Source organism: Clostridioides sp. ES-W-0016-02 (genome assembly GCF_020641035.1).
Classification (GTDB): domain Bacteria; phylum Bacillota; class Clostridia; order Peptostreptococcales; family Peptostreptococcaceae; genus Clostridioides.
In genome coordinates, this window is the sequence record NZ_CP061361.1 from 1385470 (window position 1) to 1403684 (window position 18215).

An 18215-nucleotide genomic window follows, 5' to 3' on the forward strand; every position below is an offset into this window, starting at 1 on the left:
CCAAAACTACAATAATGTATTATTATTGGAAGACAAAAGGTATTAGACCGTCCCTTTTTTATGCAATGGATAAAGGCGAATTAAAGCTTATTGAAGCTTTTTTCGCCTTAGAAATTGAAGAGGAAGTTGAAAAAATGAAGCATGGATACGGAGTTTGTCCTTTGACAGGAGGTGGTATATAGTGGGTAATGTAAGAGAAGAAGGTATAAATATGTATCTTACAGATAATTACACTCCAAAGATGAATCAAATCATATCAGTAACGGATACTTTTAGAAGAGCAACTGTGGCTGTTTCTCTTTCTACTAATGTAATGGCTAGTAGTATAAAAAATTCTATTGGAAGTGCAAGTAGTACATTAAATAGTTTGAATTCTTCTTTAAGAAAAGTTCAGACTACTGCTAGTAGTACAAGTTCTACTATGACAAAATTAAGTTCTAGTATAAATTCTGCTTCAGGAACGATTGGAAGTTTAAATGGAAGTATTATGAGACTAGCAGTAACTATAGCTATGATTATTGATTATTTCAGTAAGCTGATTCAAAAGAAAAATGAATTGAACTCAAATGCCAAAATTATAATAATATTTGATTTTAAAGCTAAAGAGATTGAAAAAGCTAATTCAAAAATAAGTTTCCTAAGAAGCCTTGCTTCTAATATAAGGTTAAAGATAGAAAATTCAAGTGCAAAAAAGGTACTTGGTAAAGTACTTGAAAAGTTAAAAAAGATTAGTGACAAAGCATGGCCAGTTGTAATAAAAATAAAGGATACAGCTAAGGGTGTTGTAAGTAATCTCTTGGAAAAATTGAAATACTTTATTAAAAATAGCTGGCAAGGAATTGTTAATCTTAAAGATATGGCAAGTAGTATTATAAGTAAGGTATTTCCTAAGTTGAGATTGTTTGCAGGGAAGGTATGGACAGGTGCAATAGCTGTAAAGGATATGGCGAGTGGAATACTTAGTTCTATAAAGGGGAAGATATCAGATTTAACAAATGGTGCTACTATAGGTGTTGCTGTGAAAAAGGGTGTTGACTTACTTGGTCAAGAGCAAAATCAGAAAGTTGTTTTAGAAAGTGTAATGAAAAGAAATACTGGGAGTACTAGTAAAAAAGATGTTGATAAGTATTATAATCGTTTAGTAGATATGGCAAATGATACACCTTTTGATCCTGAAGATGTTGTTGCAATGGGAACTAAAGCTAAAATGATTAGTAATATTACTGGGGGTAAAAAAGAAGAAGATATAACTCAGGCTATGGTAGATGTTAGAGCTTTAAATATGGATACAAGTAGTACACAAGATGTATCAGCAGCTTTTTTAAGTGCAGCAAAGGGGAATATGGAATCTCTTAATACTTTGGTAGGAGAAAATTATAAAACTTTTGATGAAGCATTGGAAGGTATAAGTATAAAGCAGATGGGATTAGCTAAAGAAATGAGTAATACAATACCAGGTATAATAGCAAGTGCTCAAACAAGTATTAATAATGGTTTGAAGAGTATTGTTAAACCTTTCGATGATATTTTAGGTCAAGGAATAAAGAAAATAAAAACTTTTATAGAATGTGGGTTATCAAATTTAGCTAGTATATCTAAAAGAATGGCCGAAAAGATAGGTAATGTAGTGAATGGTAGAGGAATTACTAGTAATAAGGATGAACAAATGCAATTTAGAAGTATGAAAAATAAAAAAGGGCTTCCTGATTCTGCCCAATTTCGACTTTCTAGTGAGGTTGAAAAGCGTAAAATGATGACTGAAAATAAACAAGAAAATTTTGAAAATAGTGCAGCAAGAATGATAGGGAATGCTCCAAAAGCAATTGTTAATACAGGAAATACACTATTACAAAATATTGACTTTACTGCACTAATGGATTCATTATTACCAGTAGTAAACTTAGTAAATAATTTACTAGACAGTATAAATAATAAATCACCAATTGCACAAGGGTTAATAAGTATATTTGGTACAATAGTAACTACAGCATTTCAACTAATTGGGCCTGTAGTTGAGGCTGTTAGTCCAATTATTACAAGAATTTTTACCTTTTTAGGAGAGCATGCTCCACAAATAAATTATTTTATTGAAACTATGGGTAACGTATGGAAAACTGTATGGGAAACATTAGGTCCAATTTTAGAAGAAGCATGGAAGTTTTTGGAGCCACTTTTAGATTCTTTTCTTGATGCATTAAAAAACTTATCTGATTTTATAAATTTAATTTGCGATTCATGGAAGAAGATGGTTAAGTCTATAAATGAAAGCCCGATAACTGCTAAAATAGGTAAATATATTACAGAGAGAAGAAAGAAATATGAAGAAGAAGGTATGGACAGTGGATTAGCTCATGATTCAGGTACAAATCCTGATATAAGTGAACTGTTTGGAAAGGCATTTGGATTAAACTATGTACCTTATAATGACTACCCAACAAGACTTCATGAGGGGGAAATGGTTCTAACTAAACAAGAAGCCAATCAATATAGAAGCGGAAAAAGTGGTGGAAATATAAGCATAGCCAAGTTAGCTGATACAATAGTAATTAGAGAAGAAGCTGATATAGAAAAAATTACATCAAAATTAGTTTCAAGTATAAAAATGGCACAATTAGGAGGTGTATTATAATGGAAATGTGGCTTAGACAAGCAGAAGATAGATTTAGATTTCCAGTATTTCCATCTTCCTTTAGTATTAATGGAAAAGCTGCTGTAAACTCTTCTAGTATACTCAAAATAGGTGAAATAGCAACTTTTGGAGGTATAGCTCTTAAAAGTATTTCAATATCAAGTTTTTTTCCAAATAAATACTATACTTTTTGTGATTATACAGGTTTTCCATCACCATATGATTGTGTAAATAAGATTGAAAAATGGATGAATGAAGGGCTTATATTAAGATTTACAATTACAGAAACAAATATAAATATGGAGGTCATAATTGAGGGTTTTAGCTATGAAGAAAGAGATGGGACTCGAGATGTGTATTTTACATTAGATTTAAAAGAGTATAAAAGAATAAAAATACCAAAGGTAACTCCAAAAAAATAACTATTATGGATAATAAGTTGTAAACAACTGCTGATAAAGTTAAATGAAAAGGCAGGTGATTTTTTATTATTAAAATTTGGGTACACATAAAAAATGGAAGTATATATGATATAACTGATATAGTAGATAAAGTTTCTTGGTCAGGTGATTATAAATCTCCATCAAGAACTCTAGAGTTTTCAATAATCCAATCCTCTTTTGATGTGAATTTTCAACAAATAGATATACCAATAGCTAGTACGATTTGTTTTTATGTAGATGAGAAAGAGCTTTTTAGAGGAATGATAATTAATAGGTCTAAAGATTCAAGTAGTAATGAAATTAGTTTTGTATCTAAAGATATGGGATTTCTACTTACACAAAGTGAAGTGTCATACAACTTTAAAGACAAGTTAGTTGAAGATATAGCAAAGCAAGTCTTTGCTGAAAATAAGCTTGCAGTTGGAACAATAGCAAAGACTAATGTTAAGCATACTAAGATGTTTATAGGAGTAAATGGATATGATACTATAATGAGTGCATATACAGAGGCAAGCAAGAAGACTAAGAAAAAGTATATGATAGAAGCCAATTTAGATAAGTTTAATGTTATTGAAAAAGGAACTGTTACACTAAGTGTTATGTTTGAAGAGGGATTTAATATTATAAATACTACTTTTTCAGAAAGTATGGAAAATGTAAAAAATAAGGTGATAGTAGTAGACCAGTATGGAAGTAAGATTAGTGAAAAAGTAGACAGTGAAATTTTTAAAGAAGTAAATGTAATAATGCAAAAAGTAATTCAGCAACAAGAAAATCAAGATGTAGATGTGGATAGTGAGTTTAAAGGTATAGAAAAAAGCTGTTCTCTCAGAGGTTATGGAGATGTAAGTTGTATAACTGGTAGAGGGGTAAAAGTTAAGGATTCCTATACAAAGCTTGTAGGGTTATTTTATATAGATACAGATAAACATACATGGCAAAATGGAGAGTATCAAATTGAACTTGAACTTAACTTTCAAAATCTTATGGATGAAAAGTCAGCAGGTCAAGATGAACCTAAAGAAGAAAGTAATTTAGGAGGAGAAGGTTATACAGGAGGAACGGAGTTTGCTACTATATTTACAGCCTATTATCCTGGACCTGGTATAGAAGGTGGAGATACAGATTGTAGAGAGAAAAAGCTCAATCCATCTAAAAAGACATGTGCTGCACCTATGATTGGAGCTTATGAAAAGCCTTATTACACAAAAGAGTTCCTATCAAAACATCCATTATTTAAATATGGTGATGAAGTAAGACTTGTAACAGGCGTTTCTGGACGTGACGGAGTCTATAAGGTCAATGATAATGGTTCTGCCATAATTATAGAAAAAGATGGAACTTATCATATCGATGTTTTAGTAAAAAATGCAGAAGAAATGAAAAAGTTTGGAAAGAGAAAAGGAAAAATTATTCTTGGTGGTTATGCTGGTAATGTATCTGATAAAGCTAAAATAGTAATATCAGAAGCAAAAAAACATCTAGGCAAGCCTTATAAATGGGGTGGTAATGGGCCAAGTAGTTTTGATTGTTCTGGATTAATGGTCTATTGTTTTAAGAAAGTTGGTATTAATCTTCCAAGAACAGCAAGACAGCAGGCTAGAAAAGGCAAGGCAGTAAATAAAGTAAGTTTACAAACAGGAGATTTAGTTTTATTTTCAAAAAATGGGCCTGAAGGTGAAATAACACATGTTGGTATGTTTATTGGAAATGGAGAATTTATCCATGCTCCACATGAGGGTGATGTGGTAAAAATAAGCAAGTTAAGTGGTAGTTATTACACTAAAAACTTTGTGACAGCTCAAAGAGTTTTATAAAAGGATGGTGATATAATGGCAAATCCGATTAATGAATTTATAGGAATAATGAGAAACGAAGGTAAGTATCATAATCAACCTTCTTTTTTTATTGGAAAAATTAAAAGTAAATTACCAGATTTAAAAATAGAGACAAACAACATCATATTAGAAAAAGAAGATATTTTAATAGATAGTTGGATACTTGATAGACAGATAGAATCCTTTGATACAGAAACAAGTCAAGAACATAAACATGAAGTAAAAAATCCTTTTATAGATAATTTTGAATCTGGAGACATGGTAATAATGTTTAGAATAGGCGAGAAATTTGCTGTTGTAAGTAAGTTGGTGAGTTTATAATGAGTACGATATTTCCTTTTATAGGTGTCCCAGAAGATTATATCTTGCCTAAAACAGAAGAATTGCCAATCTTTCGTGAAGTGGCTTGGGATTTTGAAAAAGATGAGCCTATTTTAGAAAAAGGTGATTTTAAAATAATTGAAAAAAAAGAAGCTTTAAAAGTTTGGATATACAAGTGTATAAAAACAAATAGATATGAACATGAGATATACTCTTTAGAATATGGAACAGAGCTTTCAGAACTTATAGGGCAAAAATATACAAAAGGCCTTACAGAAAGTGAAGCGAGCAGGTTTATAAAAGAAGCTCTTTTAATAAATCCATATATATTAGAAGTAAATGTAAAAAGTGCTAACTTTAACAGAGACATATTAAGTGCAAATGTAAAAGTATCCACTATCTATGGGGAGGTGGAAATAAATGTATAGTGACCAGACATATGAAATAATAAAAAATAGAACTCTTGAAAATATCAAGCTTGATATTTATAAAGGTGAGGGTTCTTTTCTAAACAATATGGTATCTGGAAATAATCTAGAACTTGCAAAGATATATATAGAACTTTCTAAAATACATAAAATGGCTTTTATACAAGATACATATAATCAGTTTCTTGACAAGAGAGTTAATGAATTTGGTGTATATAGAAAGTTGGGAACAGAGTCAAATGGAGAAGTTGAATTTATTGGAGAAAAAGGAACTGTAATAACTAATGGAACAGTAATATCATATAGCGATTTACTATTTGTAGTAATAAAAGATGTAACTATTGGTAGTGAAGAAGGTGACAATAGTCCAGTTCAAGCTCTAGAAGTCGGTAAGAAATATAATATATCTACAAATTGTGAATTCAAGTTGGTTGACAATATATCTGGTATCACAAAGATTGTTAATACAAGAAGTTTTGAAGGTGGAACAGATATAGAGACAGATGAAGAGTTAAAAGAACGATTCTATAAGATACAAAGAAACCAAGCTACAAGTGGAAATAAAGCTCATTATGAAGAATGGGCTTTGGAAGTAGATGGAGTGTACAATGTCAAAGTTTATCCAAGGTGGGATGGGGCAGGTACGATTAAAGTCCTTATATTTGGGAAAAACAATCAAGCTGTTGATACAGAAACCATTCAAAGATGTCAGCAACATCTAGATGAAGAAAAACCTATTGGACCAACTATAACAGTTGTGACACCAGCACCAATAGAAATAAATATAAGTGCAGTAATGAAATTAGAAGATGGATACACCTTAGATAGTGTTAAAGAATCTTTCTTAGAAAGTATAAATTCATACTTTAGAGAGATTAGAGGAGAAATAATTTATACAAAGGTTATGGGAATACTTATAAACACCATTGGTGTACATGATTTAAGCAATTTACTTATAAATGGAAGCACAGATAATATAACTATTACTGAGGACAAAATACCAAGTGTAACATCTGTTGATTTTAGCGAGGTGGAAAATCAATGAAACTAATTGATAAACTGCCATCATTTGATAGAAATTACATTGTAGAAGAGATACAAAATGCATATGATACAGAGTTCGATATTCTCAAATATGATATTGATGATACTTTTGCCCAATTATTTGTAGATACTGCAACGTGGGGTCTAGATGTGTGGGAAGATATACTCTGCATCGAACAAAAAGACATTGATTTTAATACAAGACGTAGTAATATAAAAGCTAAAATGAGAAGTAGAGGAACTAGTACTATTGAGGTTATAAAAAGTATATGTGAAGCCTATACAAAATCAGAAACAGACATAAAAATTTATAGTGATGAGTTTACGTTCATACTGAGTTTTATAGCAAATAATTGTGACTATAAAACTCTTTTAGATTGTAGCGATATGATTGAAAAGGTAAAGCCAGCTCACTTATTACATTATTTAGAACCAATAATACTAGATGAAAGTATGGTCTATTGTGGTGGAGGTATGGTGTGCAGTGAAGAGGTAAAAGTCCATCCATACTTTGAACCAATTATAAAATGTAGTGCTGTTGTAAATTGTGGAGCTGGAATGCTAAGTAGAGAAGAAATAAAGGTCTATCCTTTAAGTATTAAATGTATTGAGAGTAATTGTAAGATTAATATAGCTATTGCAAATAGTACAGGTGTAGAAAAAGTAGTAGTTTATCCTAAATCGGAGGTGGTATAGTTGGAAGAAAAATTTTATATAATATTAACCAAAATTGGTAGAGAAAAAATAGCAAATGCGACTGCACTAGGGGAACTTGTAGGATTAACCAAGTTTCAAGTTGGAGATAGTAATGGAGAATATTATGAGCCAACAGAAGAACAAACTGCTTTAAAGAATGTAGTTTGGGAAGGGAATATAAATTCTCTAAGAATTGATGAGAAGAATCCTAACTGGATAGTTATAGAGACTATTTTACCAGGAACAGTTGGTGGATTTATGATAAGAGAAGCTGCTGTTTTGGATAATGAGAACAATATAATAGCTATAGGTAAATATCCAGAGACGTATAAGCCTCGTGCTGAAGATGGCAGTATTAAAGATTTAGTTGTAAAGATGATTTTACAATTGTCTAATACTTCAAATGTAACATTAGAAGTAGACCCAACGCTGGTTTTTGTGACTCAAAAGGATATTCAAGATTTGGATGATAAATTTGATAGTAATATAAAAGAAATAAGAGTTAATATTGGTGATGTAAATATATTAACTACAGATTCTAAAAATTTATCAGGTGCTATAAATGAAGTAGTTAAAAAAATAGAAAATATATCTTTTGACGATGTTATAAGTGGTCAGATACAAACTGATATATCAGTTTTAAAAAATAGCTATAACAAATTATCTGAAAAAGTATTAGATATATTAATATACTTAGAATTAGAGTCAGAAGTAACTGTAGATGAGGCAGGTTACTGGTATGATACATTAGCAAATGGAAACAACATAGTAGCTATAGAAGGTCTAAAATTAGATTTAAATAGAAAGTGTATAACAGGCGAAGTTGGTAATGTGGTTTTTAGAGATGTGGTATTACCATTTAGTGCAAATAGAGTTAGATATATACATGATATGGATAATAATTTTGTTGAGACAAAATCTAGTAATACTTATTTAAAAGAGCAAAAAGATATAACTCTAAATAAGTATTCATATGAAATAAGATAAATAAAGGGGGTAGTTCTGAGAATGAAGCAAAATAAACTTTTACAACGTGGTGCTTATTTTAACGATAAGAACATATTGGTGGATGATTTTGATAAAAGATATAACGATTATGATTTCGTAGAATTTTTTGCTGGTATAAGTAATAGTACCTTTGGATTAAAGTCAGATGGTAACTTATATGCTTGTGGAGACAACACAGGTTTTCAATTAGGTGTGGGAAAAGATTCATCAGAAAGAAGGATGTTTAGCAAAGTAAAGATTGACAATGTAAAATATGTATCTTGTGGCTCAAAGCATAGTGTAGCAGTGACTAAAGATGGATTTGCATATGGAGCAGGAACAAGTAATGTAGGTCAATTGGGAGTAATTGAGTCTACAGTGTATTATGAGTTTACTAAGTTACCAATAGATGATGTAAAATCTGTTGCATGTGGTTATGACTTTACTTTTGTACTTAAAAATGATGGAACTCTATATTCAGCAGGGTTAAATTCAAGTGGTCAACTTGGATTAGGTGATACTAACAATAGGGCTACTTTTACTAAAGTAAATATAGATAGTGTAAAGGATGTAGTAACTTATAATCAATCTGTATTCATTATAAAAATGGATGGAACAGCACATGCATGTGGGTTAAATTCAAGTGGTCAATTGGGAATTAATAGTACTTTGAATAAAAGTGTTTTTAATAAAATAGAAGGTATGGACAATGTAAAACAGATAGCATGTGGTAGTAGTCATACAATACTTATCAAGAATGATGGAACTATGTATACTACAGGTTATAATGGTGTTGGTCAGCTTGGTACAGGAAATAATAATAATTCGATTGTATTTACTCTTTCGAATATAAATAATGTCAAGTATGTTTCTTGTGGAAATAATCATACTATGATATTAAAATATGATAATACACTATTTAGTACAGGACAAAACAATTATGGTCAACTAGCTAATGCTAATAAAGATATAGCATCAAGAAATACTTTTGTTAAGGTTAATATAGAAAATATAAAAGATATTAAGTGTGGTTCTAAATTTAACTTTTTAATAAATAGTTCAAAAGAGATATTTGTATGTGGATGTAATTTATCAGGTCAACTTGGTTCATTCTTTCATACAACTTTTTTATATGAGTTTTCAAAGATACAGTCTTCAAATTTAGATAATTATTCAGGTTTATTGGTTAATGATGATTATTTATATGTTACTAAAGATAATAGTGAGTTTTTAAATGTAAAGTTAAGTGATAATTTTCAGGATTATAAGAAGATAGAGTTGACGAATAACAATATGTTTATTGTTATGAATGATGGGACATTATATGCCTGTGGTTTGAATAATAACGGGCAATTAGGATTAGGAGATAATGTTAGTAGGTCAGTTATGACTAAGGTGGATATAGATAATGTTTTGGATGTAAAGGGAAATGGAAACTCAACTTTCGTACTTAAGAATAATGGAACATTATATTCATGTGGCTTAAATACTTATGGGATATTAGGTTTAAAAGATGAAGTTAATAGAAATATATTTACAAAAATAGAAATAGAGAATGTAAAGGATTTTTGTGTAGAAAGTAATTATGTTATAGCTTTAAATCATTCAAAAGAGGTATATGGTTGGGGGTATAATTCCTATAGTAATATAGAAAGAGCTTGTAATTATCCATATAAGCAAAATATAAGTAACATAGAAAAGATAGCAACATATTACTATTCTGTATATATGATAAATAGTGAAGGAAAACTATATGTTTCTGGATACAATTATAATTATCAATTAGGTACAGGAAATAATAGTAATCAAAGTAAAGCATTAGTATCTTTATTTAGATTACCTTCATCATCTACTAGCACAAGTAGTCTTAGAGATTTACCTAAAATAACTAATATTTTTCCTTTTAATAGTGGTTGTGCAATAATTGATGAAAGTGGATATGTTTATTTAACAGGATATCATGGATATTCAAAAACAACAGGTAGTAGTTCAAGTATATCTGATTATTCAAGATATGGAAGTTTTATTGAAGTTACAAATTCAAATCATAATACTTATTTTATACAAGAAACTTCTTTTAATGGAATAGAAAAAGTAATAGGAACATCAGATAATATATTATACTTTAAAAAAGGAAGTACATATGTTACTGGATATCCTAAAACCTTTGGCTCATCTACTACTGGATATAAAAGTTATACTAGCATTAGTTCTGAATATTCAAATATGGGAAATTCTTTTATTATAACTTCTAGCAGTTCTAAATTATATGGATATGGAATTGCTAATAATGGAGAATTTGGAAATATGACAAGTCTAGATGGTGTAAGTGGCTATGATACAGGATTAAAAGACATAAAAGATATAATTGTAAAAGAAAATACTGTAGTAGTAGTAGATAAAAATAATAATATATATGTAACAGGAGTGAATCAATTTAACAAACTAGGTATAGGAGAATATAACAACGAACCAGTAAAAAAATTCACAAATATAACTGAACAATCAAATTCATTTATATTTATGGATGACATAAAAGAAATTACAACATCAAGAAATGCAATGTTTATAGTCAAAAATGATGGAACAGCCTATGCCACAGGAAATAATAGTTATGGTCAACTAGGTCTAGGAGATACAATAAATAGAAATAAGTTTACTCAAATAAATCTTGATAATATAAAGAAAATATCAACAAGTATAGATGGGAACTCAACATTTGCAATAAAAAATGATGGAACACTATACTCTACAGGATTAAATACCAAAGGACAATTAGGATTGGGTGATATAGTAAATAGAAATACATTTACCAAAGTAAACATACAAAATGTAAGAGATGTAGTCTTAGGCACTACTCACTCACATGCAATTAAAGATGATAACACACTATATTCATGTGGAGAAAATACTCATGGGCAACTAGGTCTAGGAAGTGAGAGCAATCATCCAGATGTACTAACATTTACTGTAAATAATATAACAAATGTAAGAGATGTATACTGCTCAGATACAACAACATTCATTGTAAAAGATACAAATATTGCATATTGTTGTGGATATAATAATAATTCACAATTAGGTATGGGAAATACTACTGACCAATATAGTTTTATAAAGTGTATGGAAAATGTAAAAGAAGTTATACCAAATGAAATAAATACTTATATAATAACAATCTATAATACTGCATATAGTACAGGGCTAAATACTGACTATTGTTTAGGACTAAATAGTAATAGCAATCAAAGTGCATTTTCTGAAATTCCAATTTCAAATGTAGTAAAAGTAGCTCCAAATAGAAACAATGCAGTACTTTTACTTACAAGTGAAGGTGATGTATATACTGCAGGTAAATGTAGTAATGGTTCAGGTACAGGAAGTGAGACTCCAGAAAAGATTAAAAAAATAGCATCAAAAGCAAAAGACATAAGTATGAGTTATAGATGTGGATATTATGTAAGTGATAATGGTGATTTATATGGCACAGGTTCAAATGCTTATGGGCAATTAGGTGTTGGTGATGTAACTAAAAGAGATACATTTATAAAAACCAACACAAGAGTAAAGAAAATTCTTCCTTTAGAATATGCCAATATAGCAATAAAAGATACTAATGATATATATATTTGTGGATTAAATAATTATGGACAACTAGGTGTTGGAAATAGATACGATAGTAGAAATAATGATAATCGAATCTTTAACTATAAACACATGAACTTTGTAATGGGCGATATGACATCTATTAAAAATAGACATAACTTCATACTTCTAAATAATAAGATAGTTATACCAACTACAAAAGATATTGACTATGGTCTTGTATTAGGAAATTTATATAAAGGAGACCTTTATACTGAACTTCCATATGAAAATATAAAAGAGGTGTCTATTTCTAAAACTCATATTATTATATTACTTAATGATGGAACAATGTATGGATGTGGTACAAACTATCATGGAGAGCTATTACAAGATTTATCTATAAATCAAGTAGATGAATTTGTACAGATTAATGTATCAGATGTAAAACATGTTTCATGTGGAGATAATTTTACTTATTTTATAAAATCTGATGATAGCCTTTGGTCAATTGGTAAAAACTCTGAATATCAGTTAGGTATAGGTCATAATAACCCAGTTAGTGAATTACAAAGAATTACAACTGTGTCTAGCTGTAAAGAGGTACATTGTGGTAAAAACTATACCTTAGTAGTAACTACAGGCAATGAATTATTTGTACAAGGATATAATGACAAGGGTGCTTTAGGATTAGGAAGTGAGAGTGAAAATACTATAATCAAGTTCTTTACAAAAGCACTAGCAGATATAAGAGAAATAAAGTCATATGGAAGTGACCATATATTAGTACTTAAAAATGACAATTCAGTGTGGGTTACTGGAAAAAATAGGGATGTTTATAAGATTGAACAACCAGTAGAGTTTTTAAAAGAATTTACTATAGTACCTATTTCAGAAGATGTGAGTACAGTGAAGGATGTACTTGTAACAGACAATACATTATATATTATATCAGAAGTAGGAACAACAAATGCTGCTATAGAAATTACTGAAAAGTCAATTTCATCAATTAAGATAAAAATACAAGACCCAAATAAAGATATAAGCAGAATAGAGATGCTTATAAATGGAGAAAGTATAAAATCTGTAAGTGATTTAACTACTGAGAAGATATCATTTGAGATACCAACAGATAAAATTAAAATAGGAGAAAATAAGATACTATTTAGAGCTTATTGTAAAGGTGATGATTTATATGCATCTTTATTCATTTTTAAAGAGAGTACTGGAAATTCTATAATTAAAGACTCTTATGTTATGATAGGAAATAGAATGTATAAGGTAGTCAATACAACATCTAATGAACAAGATATTACGATTACTCTAGATAGAGGACTTGAAGAAGATTTAAATCTTGGAGACCCTATATATCAATTGATAAATAAAAACAAGGTTCAAGTAAAAATAAATAAATCTGACTTATTCAAAGATATGAAACTAGTTGAAATTAAAAAATCAGACTCAAGTTATCAAGAAATATATGAATTAGAAGAAGCCAATATAAAAAGTGCTCAACCTAAAATCATAGTAGAAAAAGGAGATAAATGGACAGCTATAAAACGTCCATCTATGATTTTTAGGTATGATGCTGAAAACAACGAGCCACAAGCTTAAAATGGAGGTGTTAAAAATTGTTTAAATTTGATAAAAACAAAATAGAGCAAATCAAACAAGGTAGAAAAGTAGAAATGCAATATAAAGATATTTCAGACATAAGTGTAGGTCAAGTAAAACAAGATGATGATATAACTAGTAACTTTATAGCAAATGCAGAAATATATGAGATGTTGTTAAGTCAAATTCCTGTCAATGAAGTTCACAGTATAAGCACATTTAATATATCAAAATCTGGAGGTGAAAGTGGAATGGTAGAAGTATATGTAGCATTAATTTTAAGAGGAAAGAAAACTATAGAAGAGGTACCAACAATAATTAGAGAACAAGTCAGAATTAGATGTGAAGAACTAGAAATACCAGTTGAATAGTAAACTTAGAATAACTATAGAGTAGTTATTTTTTTATGCAAAGTACAAGGTCTTAATCACTGAAGTTAAGACCTTGTACTTATTTTTTGCTATATTAATTTTTTATAGATTTAATTAATTTTATAAAAAATTAAAATACTAAATATACAAATAACAGTGTCAAAAAACAGAGTATTATATGATATTAAAATATAATAAAAATTCAAGATACAAATATAAAAAAATTAGATGATAGGAGGATATAATGGATAAATTAATAACCGAATTGAGCAGTCTAGGAGCAATAGGGATATTATGTGCTCTTTTATTTAAAAACACTATGCAAGAGAAAAAAGAAGATAGAGATATGTACAAAAAAACTGTAGAAAATTTTATAGAATTATCTACTCAGCAACAAGAAATAAATAAAAATATACTTGTACAGATGGGAACAATGAAGACTGATGTAGAGGAAATCAAAGAAAATGTAACTGATATAAAAGATATGTTACAAAAAGAAGGTGTATAATATGAAAGTAGCAATAGTACCAGGACATACACTGTATGGAAAAGGAACAGGAGCAGTTGGCTATATAGATGAAGGAAAAGAAAACAGAATCCTAACAGACTTAATAGTAAAATGGCTAAAACTAGGAGGAGCAACAACATATACTGGTAAAATAGACAAATCAAATGAATATCTATCAGAACAATGCCAAATATCCAACAAGCAAGATGTAGACCTAGCAGTACAAATCCATTTCAATGCAAATAAGACAACTCTAAATCCCATAGGAACAGAAACAATATATAAAACAAACAGCGGAAAAATATATGCGGAAAGAGTAAACTCAAAACTTTCAACTGTGTTTAAAAATAGAGGAGCCAAAGAAGATATAAGAAACCTATACTGGTTTAATCACACTAAAGCGCCAGCAATACTAATCGAAACTTGTTTTGTAGACAGTAAAGCAGATACTGACTATTATATTAGAAGTAAACATACAATTGCAAAACTAATAGCAGAAGGAATACTAAATAAAAATATAAAAGAAGAAGATAACTTACAGGAATCTTATGAAAATGTAATAGTATATTCTGGAGAAGTTGATAAATCAATTGCAATCATAATGTCATTTTATATAGAAAAAAGCTTATTAATTGATATAAAGGACTATAAAAATAAAATGGCAAAAAATATTTTTTCTATAGGTGGAAAAGCTACAGAAGTCATAAAAAATTATTCTGATAAATATATTGAATTTGTCGGACATGATAGAAAAGAAACTTTTGAACTTGTGCTAAAGTACTTAGAAAAGTACAACTAAAATACAGAAAGAGAAGTATACAAAAATAAATGTGCAAGGAAAGTAGATAATAAATTTGAATAAATTAGTTTAATTAGAAAACTAAATAAAACGAAGTAAATGTTAAAATTGAAAAAATATAAAAGAGGTAGTATTTAATGCTACCTCTTTTTATAATTAAACTATAAAATTATTGTCTGTTAACTAAAATAGCTATCTTAGCATCTGGATTATAACTTATTTGAACCATTTGATTTTTCTTAATATGTTCAAGGTCTTCACCACCATAAGCAATTTGTAATTTAACTGGTAGTTTACCTTGTTTTATAATAGCAACATACTCTTTTTTACCTTTTTTCTCTAAACTAATCAAATTGCCAACATAAGGTTTAAAGTTTTGATACTTTTTACTAGAATTTCTTATGTAGAAGAAAGCACCAACAGCAATAACTAAATTTATGCCAAGTGTAACCCAAGAATTGATTTTCAGCATAGCTCCAGCGATTATTATCACGAACATTAAAACGATAGGTAATATAGCCTTCTTAAGAAGTAATTTACCCATTATTTCATTAGCCTTTTTCTCAGGGCCACTCATAGTTTTTGATCTAGCAAATGATTGCGCGAATTTGTCTTTTAAGCCCATTTTATCCTCCTAATTTTAATAAATATTTAGTTATAATAACGAGAGATTACTTGAAACTAAAAATTTACTACATTTATATTATGTTTGACTTTTGTATAAATAATTACATTCAAGTAAAGCAAAATATACTAATTATTTTATCATAAAACTATAAAAAAGAAAATAAATGAAATAAAAATATTAGAGCAAAGAAATGATGTAAAATCGTATCAAAAGCAACATAAAAATTATTTATCTATTTTTTATCTTTATTTTTATCATACTCAGTTTTTTCAAAATCTTTCTCTTTTTCATATTCATGAAGTTTTAATTCAATCATACCTTCTATTTTTGCTCTATCATAATCACTTAGTTTTCTAAAATTTTTTAAAAGTTTTATTTCATTAGAACTGATGCTATTAAATGGATAGTTTGGTGAGGAATCGCAAATTAAATTTGATTCTTGTGATATATTATCTCCATTTAATAGCCAGTCTACAGAAACATTAAATATATCAGCTATGGATTTTAATATCTCATAATTTGGTTTTCTAATATTTCTTTCAAATTTACTCAAATTATCACAGTTTAACATTTCTTCTAATTCATATTGCTTAAGGTTCTTTGTTTTTCTTAAATAAACAATTCTTTCTCCTAAAGTATCCATAAACACTCTCCATTCAATTAATGTCAGAAAGACTTTTTAAAATATAGATAGTTGCAATTTTAAGGTCAAAATGACTTTATAATTAATTTAATGATACGAAATTACATCCTAATTTTAGCACAAAGTAATCAAAAAATCTTATTTAGTATTAAATAAATTCATGTACTTAATATTTGTACATATTTAAAAAATATACTAAACAGAGGGAGGTGTATAAGTTTAATAATAAAAATAAATATAAATTATTTAGAAAGGGAACTTGATTAAATGGATACTCGAAAAAAATGGATACCTTTTTTGGGAATACAGGTCAAGCAAAGGCTTATTGAATTAAACATGACTCAAAGGGAATTAGCAAAAAAAGTCGGTGTTAATGAAAACTATTTGTCAGCTATTTTAAATGGCAGAAGGACAGGAAAAAAATATAAATCATCAATTTATCAATTGCTTAATATAGAATACTCAGAAGAAGATTAATATTAATAACTAATATATGAAGAAGGGACATATTCTTATGTGTAAATTAGATTCAGATGGAGTAATAGAGTGCTGTAGAGCAATTGATGATTTTATTACAGCTCTCAATGGTGTACGAAGTTTAAACATGGAAAAATTGGATATTTTAACTAAATATTCTACTTCATGCTCAATCCTTCTTAAAGAGGAAAATTACGAAGGATGTACAATTGTATATAAAAAGATGTTGGAAGAATTAAAGACGTAAGTAATATATTAATTAGGGATAGAAAGAATTACATAGTGATATAGAATATTTTTAAAAACATATAAAAAACATATAAACTAAAATATGGATATGTTAATTCAGCTACAATAAATGTATTTGTAATTAAATCATAGTTTATTTGAGCAATTTAATATCCATATTTTAGTTGCCAATTTATCACAAAAAAAGAATCTCTACAAATGATGTAAATTCGTATCAAATTATGTATGTTTAAACTGGTTTATCGTTATCCTCAGTAGGAGAATGTTTTTCTAATTCTTTATATTCAGATATCTTAAACTCTAGCATTCCTTCTATTTTTATTTTATCACGTTCATTCAATTGCCTATAGAGGTTTAATACCATCATTTCATCATCAGTTACATGTAGATTATACAAATAATCTTCCTTATTTTCTTTAACACTATTATTGGAGTTTACTTTTTCTTTTCCATATAGAAGCCAGTCAGTGCTAACATCAAAATAATCAGCTATTGACATTAATATATCGCAATTAGGCTTTCTACCTCCAGTTTCAAACTTACCTAAGTTTTCAAATTTTAAAATATCCATAAGTTTACGCTGGGTAAGTTTTCTGGAGTTTCTCAAATAAGCAATTCTTTTTCCTAAAGTATCCATGAAACACACTCCTTTCTTTTTATAAATGAAGTCCAAATGACATTAAAAATCGAGGTATATTCCTTTTCTTCTATAAAATTACTAAAATAAAGTCTGAATGACATTTTGCTTAAATTAATATACTCATACTATGATTTTAACATATTATAATTGAAAATATATGGTTTATTTTGATTTATAGATATCTTTTAATAGACAAAAGTAGATATTGAAAATAAAATAGTTTCAATAATATATTTTATAGATTACTTTTAAAGTATACTTGGGTATGAAAATATAATTTTCTAATAATGAAGAATATATATAAATTATATTAAG

18 protein-coding genes are annotated in these 18215 nt (G+C 28.5%); 15 read left to right on the plus strand and 3 right to left on the minus strand.

What is annotated here, in order from left to right; translation table 11 throughout:
- Positions 1-14 precede the first annotated feature (14 nt).
- The 13 genes from IC758_RS06745 (at position 15) to IC758_RS06805 (ending at position 15263) form a co-directional block, all read left to right on the plus strand.
- Positions 15-182, plus strand: a complete 168-nt coding sequence (locus IC758_RS06745; RefSeq protein WP_227434270.1) for a hypothetical protein — start codon at positions 15-17, stop codon at positions 180-182.
- Positions 182-2629: a hypothetical protein gene (locus tag IC758_RS06750; protein WP_227834632.1), complete on the plus strand. Its 2448-nt coding sequence runs from the start codon at positions 182-184 to the stop codon at positions 2627-2629. The genes IC758_RS06745 and IC758_RS06750 overlap by 1 nt, the downstream gene beginning before the upstream one ends.
- Positions 2629-3051: a phage baseplate protein gene (locus IC758_RS06755; RefSeq protein WP_227823677.1), complete on the plus strand. Its 423-nt coding sequence runs from the start codon at positions 2629-2631 to the stop codon at positions 3049-3051. The genes IC758_RS06750 and IC758_RS06755 overlap by 1 nt, the downstream gene beginning before the upstream one ends.
- A 281-nt stretch (positions 3052-3332) precedes the next feature.
- Positions 3333-4889: an NlpC/P60 family protein gene (locus IC758_RS06760; RefSeq protein ID WP_227860834.1), complete on the plus strand. Its 1557-nt coding sequence runs from the start codon at positions 3333-3335 to the stop codon at positions 4887-4889.
- Between the two features lie 15 nt (positions 4890-4904).
- Positions 4905-5231: a DUF2577 family protein gene (locus tag IC758_RS06765; protein ID WP_227851634.1), complete on the plus strand. Its 327-nt coding sequence runs from the start codon at positions 4905-4907 to the stop codon at positions 5229-5231.
- Positions 5231-5659, plus strand: coding sequence for a DUF2634 domain-containing protein (locus IC758_RS06770; protein ID WP_003438449.1), 429 nt, complete (start codon positions 5231-5233; stop codon positions 5657-5659). The genes IC758_RS06765 and IC758_RS06770 overlap by 1 nt, the downstream gene beginning before the upstream one ends.
- Entirely contained in the window at positions 5652-6704 is a 1053-nt protein-coding gene (locus tag IC758_RS06775) for a baseplate J/gp47 family protein (protein ID WP_227851635.1), read from the plus strand. The genes IC758_RS06770 and IC758_RS06775 overlap by 8 nt, the downstream gene beginning before the upstream one ends.
- Entirely contained in the window at positions 6701-7399 is a 699-nt protein-coding gene (locus tag IC758_RS06780) for a putative phage tail protein (RefSeq protein ID WP_227845290.1), read from the plus strand. Before IC758_RS06775 ends, IC758_RS06780 begins: the two co-directional genes overlap by 4 nt.
- Entirely contained in the window at positions 7400-8386 is a 987-nt protein-coding gene (locus tag IC758_RS06785; protein ID WP_227851637.1) for a phage tail protein, read from the plus strand.
- A 21-nt stretch (positions 8387-8407) separates the two neighbouring features.
- Entirely contained in the window at positions 8408-13585 is a 5178-nt protein-coding gene (locus tag IC758_RS06790) for an RCC1 domain-containing protein (protein WP_227851638.1), read from the plus strand.
- A 17-nt stretch (positions 13586-13602) separates the two neighbouring features.
- Positions 13603-13956: a CD1375 family protein gene (locus tag IC758_RS06795; protein WP_227834625.1), complete on the plus strand. Its 354-nt coding sequence runs from the start codon at positions 13603-13605 to the stop codon at positions 13954-13956.
- Positions 13957-14200: 244 nt separating this feature from the next.
- The gene (locus tag IC758_RS06800; RefSeq protein ID WP_227834624.1) at positions 14201-14464 is read left to right on the plus strand and encodes a hypothetical protein; all 264 of its coding nucleotides are present in this window, start codon (positions 14201-14203) and stop codon (positions 14462-14464) included.
- A 1-nt stretch (position 14465) separates the two neighbouring features.
- The gene (locus IC758_RS06805) at positions 14466-15263 is read left to right on the plus strand and encodes an N-acetylmuramoyl-L-alanine amidase (RefSeq protein ID WP_227834623.1); all 798 of its coding nucleotides are present in this window, start codon (positions 14466-14468) and stop codon (positions 15261-15263) included.
- 169 nt (positions 15264-15432) lie between these two features.
- Here the strand turns inward: IC758_RS06805 and IC758_RS06810 are convergent, their stop codons facing one another.
- Both IC758_RS06810 and IC758_RS06815 read right to left on the minus strand, forming a co-directional pair.
- Complete coding sequence (locus IC758_RS06810) at positions 15433-15888, minus strand: hypothetical protein (RefSeq protein ID WP_227434279.1); 456 nt, start codon at positions 15886-15888, stop codon at positions 15433-15435.
- Between the two features lie 235 nt (positions 15889-16123).
- Positions 16124-16534 (minus strand): helix-turn-helix domain-containing protein, encoded by a 411-nt coding sequence (locus IC758_RS06815; RefSeq protein ID WP_227434280.1) that lies wholly within the window; start codon positions 16532-16534, stop codon positions 16124-16126.
- Positions 16535-16801: 267 nt separating this feature from the next.
- On the opposite strand from IC758_RS06815, the gene IC758_RS06820 reads away from it, so the two are divergent.
- Entirely contained in the window at positions 16802-17011 is a 210-nt protein-coding gene (locus IC758_RS06820; protein ID WP_227434281.1) for a helix-turn-helix transcriptional regulator, read from the plus strand.
- Between the two features lie 37 nt (positions 17012-17048).
- Positions 17049-17258, plus strand: a complete 210-nt coding sequence (locus IC758_RS06825; protein WP_227434282.1) for a hypothetical protein — start codon at positions 17049-17051, stop codon at positions 17256-17258.
- A gap of 231 nt (positions 17259-17489) precedes the next feature.
- Here IC758_RS06825 and IC758_RS06830 read toward each other — a convergent pair whose 3' ends face one another.
- On the minus strand, positions 17490-17897 hold the full coding sequence (locus IC758_RS06830) for a helix-turn-helix domain-containing protein (RefSeq protein WP_227434283.1): 408 nt from the start codon (positions 17895-17897) through the stop codon (positions 17490-17492).
- Positions 17898-18215: the final 318 nt, after the last annotated feature.

Coding starts and splice junctions, on each gene's coding strand:
- IC758_RS06770 (WP_003438449.1), top strand. CDS start 5,231: ATGAGTACGATATTTCCTTTTATAGGTGTCCCAGAAGATTATATCTTG.
- IC758_RS06805 (WP_227834623.1), top strand. CDS start 14,466: ATGAAAGTAGCAATAGTACCAGGACATACACTGTATGGAAAAGGAACA.
- IC758_RS06775 (WP_227851635.1), top strand. CDS start 5,652: ATGTATAGTGACCAGACATATGAAATAATAAAAAATAGAACTCTTGAA.
- IC758_RS06825 (WP_227434282.1), top strand. CDS start 17,049: ATGTGTAAATTAGATTCAGATGGAGTAATAGAGTGCTGTAGAGCAATT.
- IC758_RS06745 (WP_227434270.1), top strand. CDS start 15: ATGTATTATTATTGGAAGACAAAAGGTATTAGACCGTCCCTTTTTTAT.
- IC758_RS06755 (WP_227823677.1), top strand. CDS start 2,629: ATGGAAATGTGGCTTAGACAAGCAGAAGATAGATTTAGATTTCCAGTA.
- IC758_RS06830 (WP_227434283.1), bottom strand. CDS start 17,897: ATGGATACTTTAGGAAAAAGAATTGCTTATTTGAGAAACTCCAGAAAA.
- IC758_RS06815 (WP_227434280.1), bottom strand. CDS start 16,534: ATGGATACTTTAGGAGAAAGAATTGTTTATTTAAGAAAAACAAAGAAC.
- IC758_RS06820 (WP_227434281.1), top strand. CDS start 16,802: ATGGATACTCGAAAAAAATGGATACCTTTTTTGGGAATACAGGTCAAG.
- IC758_RS06800 (WP_227834624.1), top strand. CDS start 14,201: ATGGATAAATTAATAACCGAATTGAGCAGTCTAGGAGCAATAGGGATA.
- IC758_RS06810 (WP_227434279.1), bottom strand. CDS start 15,888: ATGGGCTTAAAAGACAAATTCGCGCAATCATTTGCTAGATCAAAAACT.
- IC758_RS06760 (WP_227860834.1), top strand. CDS start 3,333: ATGATAATTAATAGGTCTAAAGATTCAAGTAGTAATGAAATTAGTTTT.
- IC758_RS06790 (WP_227851638.1), top strand. CDS start 8,408: ATGAAGCAAAATAAACTTTTACAACGTGGTGCTTATTTTAACGATAAG.
- IC758_RS06765 (WP_227851634.1), top strand. CDS start 4,905: ATGGCAAATCCGATTAATGAATTTATAGGAATAATGAGAAACGAAGGT.
- IC758_RS06780 (WP_227845290.1), top strand. CDS start 6,701: ATGAAACTAATTGATAAACTGCCATCATTTGATAGAAATTACATTGTA.